Origin of the sequence: Stenotrophomonas sp. HMWF003, from assembly GCF_003061285.1 — a bacterium.
GTDB lineage: Bacteria > Pseudomonadota > Gammaproteobacteria > Xanthomonadales > Xanthomonadaceae > Stenotrophomonas > Stenotrophomonas maltophilia_AP.
Genome location: NZ_QAIW01000076.1, coordinates 1 through 9,548, shown reverse-complemented (window position 1 = coordinate 9,548; position 9,548 = coordinate 1). Strand labels below are relative to the sequence as shown.

Below are 9,548 nucleotides of genomic sequence, written 5' to 3'. Positions count from 1 at the left end.
CAGATTCCGGGGAGTACGTCATGATCTATTGGTATACGGGCCAGCCTGGACACGGGAAGACCCTGCACGCCATTGAGCGTCTCCTTGAGTTCAAGGATCAGGGGCGCATGGTTTACGCCTGCAACATCCGCGAGTTTGACTATGCGAAAACGGGCGTCCTTGAGATGACGCCAGAGCAGTTCCGTGACTGGCCTGCCTTCCTGCCCGATGGTGCCGTTGCGCTTGTCGATGAGGCGTATGAGCACCAGATGCTGCCCAAGCGCGCACCGGGCGCAAAGGTTCCGCACCACGTCGAGCAGCTTGCCAAGCACCGGCATCGCGGTCTGGATTTCATCTTCGTCAGCCAGTCGCCGGACAAACAGTGCGATCAGTTCGTGCATGACCTGATCGAGCGCCATATCCACGTGCGCCGTCGCTTCGGTACGAAGTTCGTACACCTGCGCGAGTTCGATCGGTTTGAGGCCAATGCTGAGAAAGCGATCCCCCTGACTGTCAAGCGCAAGGCGCTGCCCAAGCGCCCAATGGGCATGTACAAGTCGACCGAGTTGGATACCACTCAGGTGCGTATCCCCTGGTACTACATCGCGTTGCCGATCTTGCTCGTTGGTGGCGTGGCATTGATGTACTACGCGTTCGGGCGCATGGGTGGCCGGATGGGCGGCAATGACATCAAGCCGGAAATCACGTCTGGACAAGGCTCGGCCACACCGCGCGACGGAGCGTCAGCGACGGCGGGCGGGGTGGGTGTGCCTACACCCAGGACAACCATTGAGGATTACGTCAAGGAGCATATTCCGCGCATCCCATCGCAGCCGTGGAGCGCGCCGGTCTATGACAGCGCCATCAGCGTGCCCAGTGAGGCACCGCGACTGTTCTGCATGTCTTCTGCCGGTGGTGTCAATGCTCAGGGTGCGCATGACGATCCTAGCTGCACGTGCATCACTGAGCAGGGCACGTCATACGATCTTGATGACGCAACGTGTCGCTTCGTCGCTCGGCGCGGCCAATACGAGCCGTACCGCGACCATCGCCAAGATCGCTACGTTGATGCACAGACCCAGATGGATCGCGCACGCGGCGAGATTGCCGCGCGGGGCAGGGCGGAGCAGGGGGCGACGATTGAACACGGCCAGCGTCCGTTGGGGAGCTTCCCCGAGTCGCCCGATTACAAGGGCGGCGTCACTGTCCTTCGGGAGGCAAAGCTATGACCAGCGGCGGACGTGAGTTGCTGAAGTGGTTGGCCGTGCTGCTGATGACCGGCGATCACGTGGTGACGGCCCTCGGCCTTGGGTACGTCCCGGTGGTGTCCGAAGCGGGGAGGGTGGCCTTCCCCGTCTTTGCCCTGGTCATGGGTTACAACCTCGCCCAGCCCGGCGCGGATGCCTTGAAGTCCATCAAGCGCCTCGCAATTTGGGGGCTTGTCGCCATGCTGCCGGCATACCTCGTGTTTGGCTCGCTGCTGCCATTGAACGTCCTGCTCACATTCGCTCTCGCTGCGTCGGCGGTATGGGCATTGCAACGCCGCCTGTGGCCGCTGGTGGCCGTCTGCGCGGTCGCGCTGCCGCCGTTCGTGGATTACGCGTGGCCGGGCGTGTGGCTCGTTCTGGCCGCGTGGGGCTGGTTTCGCCAGCATGGCCGACGAATGCACTGGCTGCTGGGGTCATGGGACTGGCGCCGGGCGCGCCTGTATGCCGTCCTGCCCATATGGGTCTGGATCACCATGGGCCTGCTGTGCCTCTACAACGGCAACGGTTGGGCACTTCTCGCGCTGCCGCTGATGCAGGCCGGGGAGTGGCGGTGGCCCGTGCCCAGGACACGCTGGGCGTTCTACGGGTACTACGTTGCGCACTTGACCCTGTTGGCAGCTGTCGCGGCCATCTTTGCGTGATGCATCACGGGGTGTAGGGGCATCGCCCCTACGGATGACGCCTCACACGCGCTGGCCGGAGTTCCGCCCCGGTTCCAGCTGGCCAGCTGAAATTGCTCCGGCACCGGCACCGGGATCACCCACGGTCAACCGCTGTTCGTATGTCCGTCTCACGTAGTCGCGCAGGTTGACCACGGCCGCGCGTCGCCCTGCAGGAATCGCCTTTGCCGAACGCCTACTGCTGCAAGGCTTTCCGTGGCGATCCTTCGGCTCGTAGCCGCGGCGTGTGTCTGCCATCATGGCCCGCCATTCCTGCGCAATGCAGGCAGTCAACGACAGCCAGGCCAGATCCTCCGGGAGGAGCTCGCGTCCCTCGGGGGTGACCAGTCGGCCACCCTTGAACGAAAAACCGGCCCAAGGGCCGGTCAGCTTGCGATCACGCATTGGTCAGGCTCCATCTGACGGGTCGGACCCAAGGCAAAGGCAACATCCGTGCCAGTCGGGCCAGCCACAACCTTACATAATATACATTATGCGAAATTGAGTAATGGCCCGGCTGGCACGTTTCGTTGGCTCTGGCTGGCGCTGGTTCAAGCTCTGGATCTGTTCGTCAGCTGACGGGACAACTAAATTTGTACTTTTGCGCCAACTAAATTTGTACTTTGTCCGGCGTAAGTACGTTTTTTGACGCCACAGATCGCTCAGGGGTAAGGCCGACGATGCGGATCGTACTCACGCCTCGACAAGGTCTCCTCCCGGCGCAATAGATCTGACTCCCACGCAGTGAGCAGCTCGATCAACCGGCGCCACGGACTGTCCGCCGGTACTGTGGCTTGCACCAACATCATCGCACCCGAACCAGCCGGCCGGACCGATGAATCATCTTCGCCCTCAGCACCTGAGCTCGGCTTATTTACCATCGCGGGACCGTACTCGGCGTAAAACGCTTCGATGAAGCGCTTAAGCCTCGGGCCTGAGCCGTGCCCTCCAAGTTCTTGTCGAAGGTTCCGCTGAGTGGTCGCCATTCCCTTTTTAAGAAGGGACATCATTGCTACGACGGCTTCTTCTTGCGTGACGGGGCCGGGCATTGTCGTCTTCCGGAAGCAAGCATCCGAGAGTCATTGTGCGCCGATTTTGGTCCCCATCAAGTGCCCTCGCCTATTCATGAAGGCACTTCGAGTTGCGAGTGACGCTTGAGACATTTCCCCCACATGTTAAGACCAAGCGGCCGTGGCATTCTTAGGGCCAGTAGCTCATGCATCAGACACAAAATGCGCTGTGAAACCCCTCCGGAAACGTCAGCATCTGCCCAAGGCAGGGCGAAGGCCGTGATTAATTGGCTCGATGCGGCGACGTTCGAATCGCTACTTTGCGAGCTTGCTCGCGAAGGTCGGACGTTGAATCAATGCCTGCAATCTGGGGCTGTTTTTGCGGTGTGGATTCCAGAAAAGCTTCTATATCTCTTTCCTCCATGGCAGCTCGATCCTACCGGCAAGCCTTCGCCCGTCCTTGAGGAAGTTCTAGCGCTGTTGCGCGGTCAGTACGGAGTTTCGGGCGGCGAGCGGACCTCAGGTTGGGAGGAGCTCGAGTGGTTTATTGCCCCCCATGCTCAGCTACGTGGGAACTCGCCATCAGAAATGCTGATCCTGGAGCCCGCGCTGGTGCTTGAAGCTGCCCGGCAGGATCTTTCGTCTTGGAGCGCGGACGCAAGGTGGTGATCCAATTGTGGCTCTAGAACAACGCAAATTCTGAGCTGGAATGCAGAATGCTCAAGTCGCTTACCGGCCGCATCCATTCGTCAAAGGCCAGCAGGAGGCCGACGAAGGCCAGGGAAGTCACGAACGTCACCCCCACCGCGCTGATGAAGTGGTTAGTGCGTAAGAGTGCGAAATCGGCAAGAGGAGCGGTACTCCACCTCAAGCCGATGCGCCGCCGTGATCCGCGCCGATTGCCGACGCGATAGGCAGCCATAGCACACTCCCCGCAGTATCACGCCAAAATCGATCGACCATTCGTGGCAATAGGTCGGCAGCTATGCCCGGCCAGCGGTCGTAGACACAAGCCCGCACGGAGCCATCTTCGGCGTTAGCTTATATCAGGAGGCTGTTGCCGGTTGTCCAATATTGCGGACATGGGGCTATCGATGTGTAAAATAAAGGACATGAATGACATCGTCTTGCTCCGCCTAGCCGTCCAGATCAGGAGCATGCGCATTCAGCGCGGCCTGAGCCAGTCGGACCTGGGCACCGCCGCAGGCGTCAGCCGGAAGACGATCATTGAGCTGGAGAAGGGGGCTGCCGGTACCGCCCTCGGTACTGTTGTCGCTGTGCTGGAAAGGATGGGTGGCGAGCTCACGGTGGTTCCGACCACCAAGCCCACCACGGCGGAAGTGCGTGCGCTGCTAGGGCTTGAGTCACTTCAAACGCCCTATGGACGCCAGGCCATTGGACAGACGGCGACATCAGATAGAGTTGTGCGTAAACTGCGGCAGCCGCGCGTCAGCTCCCGTGACACAACGTAGCTTTGCGAGTCGCCAGAAGAAAAACCATGATTAGCCGCACAGCCATAGCGGTGTCCACGTCGCAGGGCCTGTCGGGGCGGTTGGGCCACATTGGGTGCTACGACTTGAGAAGCGCGCCGGGCGGCCTACTCCCCTCTACTGTGTCCTCAGCATGGCCGTTGCGCTCCGCTCGTTAATTCCGACGCTGAGATCGGCGAACATCGGGCGGATGCACTGCACCGGTTGCTGAGCCGTGCTGATTCGCAACAGTAGCTGATCGGATGGCGGTCACGGGTAGATCCTGCTGAAAACTCCTGTTAAGGAACGCCCGCCGTCCCACTTTTAGCGCTCGGTGCTGACTCTGGCAGAGGGTCTGCTTTTTGGTGATGGCTGGGCTTGCGCTGCGCTCGGGTTGGCTCGACGCACGCGCTTATGGGTTGCCGGCAAGGTGCTGCCTGCAGCGACCTCCACAGTGCGCTCGAGCGTGGCCACCACCCGCCAATAGGTAACTGTGTGCAGTCAGCGGTTGTGATGGCCTCGCCCCGTTGCCGGACAGTCATTCCAAGTTGCTGCTCCAAGGCGACGATCGCGGACCGCGTCGCCTCTTCCTGCTACCGTAGCCGGCATCGTCGTTGAATCCGGTCATCCGCCACCTGTTCGAAATTGCCGTTTGCGCCACCGGAGGTTCTCGGTGCGGCGGGTGATCGGGATCAATATCGTCGCTTTTCCGCCTTGTACGCTCACGCAGAGAGGCGTGAGCGCTTGTTTCAACAGGGCGGTGAGCGCCTTCTCATCCCCCCCGAAGTCGACGATAAGTACCGATGCATCTCGGATCGATTGGGTTATCCGGAAGGATTTTACTCCAGGGATGGCTTCGATTTTCGTGTTGACGGCGGCCAAGATTTGCTCAGTACAGCCGGATAGTTCAAATCCGATTCTTGCCATGGATTAGTTCCTTCTTAACGAGGTGGTGTGCAGGTGCAGCGCGACCTGGATGGAGTGCATCCTCAAGCCTCATATGTGCCAGGCGAAGATCAGGAGAAACGTCGCTTTGTGATCTCTGCTCGATCTTCGTCAGTGAGGTCATCCATATGAACGTATTGCGCGCCCTTTCCGCGCGGTGGCGAGATCAAGCGCACTGGATCGGCCGCATGCTCAGATCCAAGACGAACAGAAATCAAGCCCAGGATGCTGCCATCTGTTTCAACTCGCCAAAGTGCCACTCGATAGAAGGTACGAGGGAAGCTGGCTCCCTCGCTGTTCGGATGAGTGAAATACCACCCTTCGGCGGGAAGATATTGATATGAGGGGTTGTCAGACACTGCACGTTCTCCGAGTGGATGTTAGTTCAACGCAGCTGTTATCGGCCTGCGTCGCCAGTTCTTAAACGCTCCTCGTGCGGTTTTTGTGGTGGTTTAATCAGTCCGTAACACGTCGCCCTGCTTCGCAGGTTCGCTTCCGGCGAGCATGGTGGGCCTATATCTTTGAGCTTTAGAGGTGAACGAGCACAGTTGCCGTGCACCGTGCGGTAGCCGCGGCGACCGGTTCAACCAGGCGCCCTGCCCCGGCCCTGACAACTGACGGCGGCCCTGCCATGCCCGCCGCGGGAGCTATTTTGTGACCGGAGCCGACGGAGGCACTTCGGAGCTGGCAGGGACGGGTCCCGCTGTGCTTGCTTGGTTGCACGCCGCCTGCCCGGAGGGGCAGGCCGGCATCGCCGTCGCGGCTGTAGGTCGTGAAGTTGGCCCCGCCGGCGACGGCAGTGGCACCTTCCGTGCTTGCGACGAGACACTTTGCGGCGGTGTCGTAGCGGGACCCTCCGTCACTGCCGCTGCGTTCGGAGTGGACACTGCGACCCATAGGCACGCCACGCTCAGCACTGCAACCGCACTCCCCCCTAGCCAAGCGGTCATCCGAAACGACGCTTCGGCGCGTCCAGTGGGAGCGGTCACCAGTGTGGCGTACTCACTACGGGGCAAAAAGCGGTAAAGGCGGTGCTGCCATTCGGCGCGCAAGGTGCGCTGCAGTTGCATGAAACGGATGCCAGAGGAAATGATCATCGCAATGTAGATCAGTACGACAGCCACGACGGACACAATCAAGACGGCCGGCGCGTTGGCGGCTACGCGCGCAGCGATCAGGCCGATGCCGGTAGCCACCGCTGCAGATACGGCACCGGTGAGCTGGCGGCTCATTTCTGCCAGTTTCGCTGTTTCGTCGGTAACCGTCTTGCGAAGCTCCCCCAGGATCTTTAGGGTGTCGCGAGCAGTTTCGGAAAGCGCCATCTGATATGCAATGTGAGCACTCTCCAGGGCATGCCCGAGATGCGCCTGCAAGAATTGCGTGGTTCCCTCTTGCAACGGCCCGGATCGAGCGAGCTCACCAGCAAGTAGCGTGTGTCTGAGCTCGGCCTCGCGGTCGCTTTCAAACACCCACTCAATTGCGCGCAGCACAACATTGAAGGTGCCGCGATCCAGCGGTTGATCGGCGCAATCGTAGGCAGTCAGCTCGAATCGCGGAGGTCCGCGGAACTTCAATCGTCCATCGTCTGCATCGATCTCATTTGGCAGACATGCGGTAAGTGCGGAGGTGGCTGCCGATACCCATGCCTGGGCGGCGGGCTGGATGTAAGTGGCTTCATCCAGTTCTGCGGAGAGCCACAGGCGTACATCACTGGGCACCTGCCGAACCTGGCCGTACTCGCGCACCAATTTGCGCGGTGACTTGGTCGCTGGAATCTCTGCGGGGGGCGTTGACTCGTCCCATCCTTGGAGTACGCGCAGTCCGCACGAGATCCGAGCAGTGAATCCGAGAATCGCCCATACCGGAGCCGGCTGCCCCTCCTGCAATGCACGCCGCAACCCCGCGCGGGTTAGTAAACGCAGCACACCCGGCGCTGCCGGTGGCTTTTTTAGATGGAATCGGTAGGGGCTGAATTCTTCGTGTGTTGCCTGATTCCGCTCTAACAGCTCGCCGGCGCGATCATACAGTTCAATCGTCCAGTCCAGCTCCGCGCACAATGCCGTGAGCGCATCGGCGTTAGCCGCCGACAGCTGCGACACCACCGTGATGTCGACTGTTTCGGTCACCAGCGCCCCGCCCGCCTCCACCAGGCGGTCAATGGCCTCAGCGAGCTCCTTCACGGACAAGGGTTTCCTCCACGATCAAGTCGGTGGTGATGGTGATGATTTCGCCCAGGGCGTTCTCGCGCGGAACGCGCGTGACCGTGACTCCATCCGGATAGGTCACCGTCACGCCCTCAGCAGTACGAATCCTGCGCATCGGTGGCCGACGTAGTACCCGGCGGTCCGGAGGGAACGCCAACCCGGCCAAGCGCTGGCTCTGCAACTTGCGCGTGATGCGATGACGCAGCACCAGCTGCACTTCCTCGTCGGGGTGGCCGGCGGCGGCGAACACCGCGTCCACGATGGCGTCCTGGTCGATTTGCTGACGGTCACGCAACAGGGCCTTGGCGGTCTTCAGGGCGGTAGCTGGGTCGCGCTCGGGCAACAGGTCGATCGAGGCGACCAGCACCTGTCGCAGGGAGTCCAGCAGCGAGATATTCAGCTCCTCATCGGTGCGCGCACGATCAACATCGAGGAACGTCGAGAAGTAATCGGCAATGTCGGGGGAGGTCTTGGTGCGATCCCGGGCCGACACCTGGGGCTCCACCACCCCGTCGGTGATGCGAATCAGGGCAGATTTCTGGATCGCCTTCTTATCATCAATGAAAGCATGCACGATCTGGCGTAGGCGCTGCTGCCCGTCCGCCTCGATCGCCTGCTCGATGGCCTCGCGATAGTCATACTTGATCAGGCTGTAGATCCGAACCGCAGGGTCGGTCACGCGAAGTTCAAAGATGAAGAACGCACCGTCACGCGTGGTGGTCCGGTGTTGCCGCGAGAACGCAGCCGATAGCGATTGCGCGCCATCCTCAAAGGTCTCGGCGGCGACGGCCATTCGCGCCAACATATCGCGGGTGGGAGCGCGCTGCCGGAACTGATGGACCGCAGCGACATCGGTGTCCCGGATGCGCGAGAGGAAAAACTGCGCGTGCTCGACAGCCCGAGCCGGTTGTGGCTCGAAATCGCCGTCGCCGACCACGTGCAGGATCATGCTGTGAATGCGCAGCTGCTGACGTTCATCGTCAGTTAGAAAACCCATACGTGATAACTCCTTGTGCCCCTGGTCCTTGTGGCGCGCCGAATCCTGTGGTGATTGCAGGTTGCCTCGGGCACGTCGCACAGGGAGAGATTACCCGGTTTTACGGCGCCGACTAGCCCGTGCCGGTGCAGTGGCCGCGGCACCGGGGGGATCACGGCGCGATCGCGCAGCTGTCGCGCCCGAAGCCGTCGCGGTTTTGGTCGCCGTTCGGGGCTGCCTCGGGGGCAGGCGCGGCCCACGCGCCAAGGCGGCTTGCATGCGTTCGGGCAGGTCGGTCAGTCGGGCCACTTGCGCGGCGTGCGCGTCAGCCAGGGCGGTTTGCACCTGCAGCTCCCGCTGCGCGCCGGACAAGGCGGCCTGCGCTGCGGACAGGGCAGCATCATGAGCGCCTTTCTGGGCCAATGCAGCTTTGGCCGCTCGCGCCAACTGAGCCTGCAGATCCCGGAGTTGTTGGCGAAGCGTATCGATCTCGAGCAGGCAACGGTCCTCTGTAGCGCGCAGATGCGCGTTCAGCTTGCTTCGCTCTTCGTCGTCGTGCTCGCGCTGCCGTTGCGCCAAGGCCTGGAGCTGCTGCAGCTGTTGGCCCAAGGCCTCGGCGCGCGCGCAGGCGCCATCCCGCTGCGCGCGAACCTCTTGTGACTGCGTGCTGGCCTCTGCCAGCTGGTTGCGGAGAAGCTCAATGGAGGTCTGCGCAGCAGCCGTCTGCGCCAGGGCCAGTGCAAGCTCTTGGCGCTCTTGGCTGCGGAGCGTTTGGGTAGCGGCCAATTGGGCAGCTTCGTCGGCTACCAAAGTGCGCTCAGCCTCCAGTTCCCGTCGTGCCTGCTCCCCTGCGCTCTGCAGCGCAGCGCTCCAGCAGCGCTGCGCGAGCCCCATGACGTCGGCCGGCACTTCCGGGCGCGCATCTTCGATGCTGCGTTGCCGAAGGCGGCTGCCGACGCTGGACCACCACGTCTCCAGCCAGCGGGTCACTGTATTCGGAGAGCCGGTGCCGAGGTGGGCGCGAATCCGTTCCACGGT

At 61.7% G+C, this 9,548-nt stretch carries 11 protein-coding genes; 4 read left to right on the top strand and 7 right to left on the bottom strand.

Annotated elements, in window-relative coordinates; genetic code table 11:
• Together DBR34_RS03015 and DBR34_RS03010 are read left to right on the top strand one after the other, a co-directional pair.
• Positions 1 to 1,208: zonular occludens toxin domain-containing protein (locus DBR34_RS03015; RefSeq protein ID WP_258223627.1), on the top strand; the 1,208-nt coding region annotated here is incomplete at its 5' end.
• Positions 1,205 to 1,888: a TraX family protein gene (locus tag DBR34_RS03010; protein WP_128095639.1), complete on the top strand. Its 684-nt coding sequence runs from the start codon at positions 1,205 to 1,207 to the stop codon at positions 1,886 to 1,888. The genes DBR34_RS03015 and DBR34_RS03010, both read left to right, overlap by 4 nt.
• Before the next feature lie 42 nt (positions 1,889 to 1,930).
• Here the strand turns inward: DBR34_RS03010 and DBR34_RS03005 are convergent, their stop codons facing one another.
• Positions 1,931 to 2,311, bottom strand: coding sequence for a DUF3653 domain-containing protein (locus DBR34_RS03005; protein ID WP_128095638.1), 381 nt, complete (start codon positions 2,309 to 2,311; stop codon positions 1,931 to 1,933).
• 884 nt (positions 2,312 to 3,195) lie between these two features.
• Between DBR34_RS03005 and DBR34_RS03000 the strand changes: the two genes are divergently transcribed.
• Complete coding sequence (locus DBR34_RS03000) at positions 3,196 to 3,585, top strand: hypothetical protein (protein ID WP_128095637.1); 390 nt, start codon at positions 3,196 to 3,198, stop codon at positions 3,583 to 3,585.
• Between the two features lie 13 nt (positions 3,586 to 3,598).
• On the opposite strand, the gene DBR34_RS02995 is transcribed toward DBR34_RS03000, so the two are convergent.
• Positions 3,599 to 3,838: a hypothetical protein gene (locus DBR34_RS02995; protein WP_128095636.1), complete on the bottom strand. Its 240-nt coding sequence runs from the start codon at positions 3,836 to 3,838 to the stop codon at positions 3,599 to 3,601.
• Between the two features lie 142 nt (positions 3,839 to 3,980).
• Between DBR34_RS02995 and DBR34_RS02990 the strand changes: the two genes are divergently transcribed.
• Positions 3,981 to 4,388, top strand: a complete 408-nt coding sequence (locus DBR34_RS02990; protein WP_128095635.1) for a helix-turn-helix domain-containing protein — start codon at positions 3,981 to 3,983, stop codon at positions 4,386 to 4,388.
• Between the two features lie 621 nt (positions 4,389 to 5,009).
• Here DBR34_RS02990 and DBR34_RS02985 read toward each other — a convergent pair.
• The 5 genes from DBR34_RS02985 to DBR34_RS02965 form a co-directional block, all read right to left on the bottom strand.
• Positions 5,010 to 5,312, bottom strand: a complete 303-nt coding sequence (locus tag DBR34_RS02985; protein ID WP_128095634.1) for a hypothetical protein — start codon at positions 5,310 to 5,312, stop codon at positions 5,010 to 5,012.
• An 89-nt stretch (positions 5,313 to 5,401) separates the two neighbouring features.
• Entirely contained in the window at positions 5,402 to 5,689 is a 288-nt protein-coding gene (locus DBR34_RS02980) for a hypothetical protein (RefSeq protein WP_128095633.1), read from the bottom strand.
• A 288-nt stretch (positions 5,690 to 5,977) separates the two neighbouring features.
• Positions 5,978 to 7,516, bottom strand: coding sequence for a hypothetical protein (locus DBR34_RS02975; RefSeq protein ID WP_128095632.1), 1,539 nt, complete (start codon positions 7,514 to 7,516; stop codon positions 5,978 to 5,980).
• Positions 7,494 to 8,531, bottom strand: coding sequence for a hypothetical protein (locus DBR34_RS02970; protein WP_128095631.1), 1,038 nt, complete (start codon positions 8,529 to 8,531; stop codon positions 7,494 to 7,496). The genes DBR34_RS02975 and DBR34_RS02970 overlap by 23 nt, the downstream gene beginning before the upstream one ends.
• Before the next feature lie 90 nt (positions 8,532 to 8,621).
• A partial coding sequence (locus DBR34_RS02965; protein ID WP_128095630.1) for a DNA-binding protein occupies positions 8,622 to 9,548 on the bottom strand: 927 nt, incomplete at its 5' end.

Bases quoted from the DNA above. Each gene is read 5' to 3' on its own strand.
- DBR34_RS03010 (WP_128095639.1), top strand. From the start codon at position 1,205: ATGACCAGCGGCGGACGTGAGTTGCTGAAGTGGTTGGCCGTGCTGCTG.
- DBR34_RS03005 (WP_128095638.1), bottom strand. From the start codon at position 2,311: ATGCGTGATCGCAAGCTGACCGGCCCTTGGGCCGGTTTTTCGTTCAAG.
- DBR34_RS02995 (WP_128095636.1), bottom strand. From the start codon at position 3,838: ATGGCTGCCTATCGCGTCGGCAATCGGCGCGGATCACGGCGGCGCATC.
- DBR34_RS02985 (WP_128095634.1), bottom strand. From the start codon at position 5,312: ATGGCAAGAATCGGATTTGAACTATCCGGCTGTACTGAGCAAATCTTG.
- DBR34_RS02970 (WP_128095631.1), bottom strand. From the start codon at position 8,531: ATGGGTTTTCTAACTGACGATGAACGTCAGCAGCTGCGCATTCACAGC.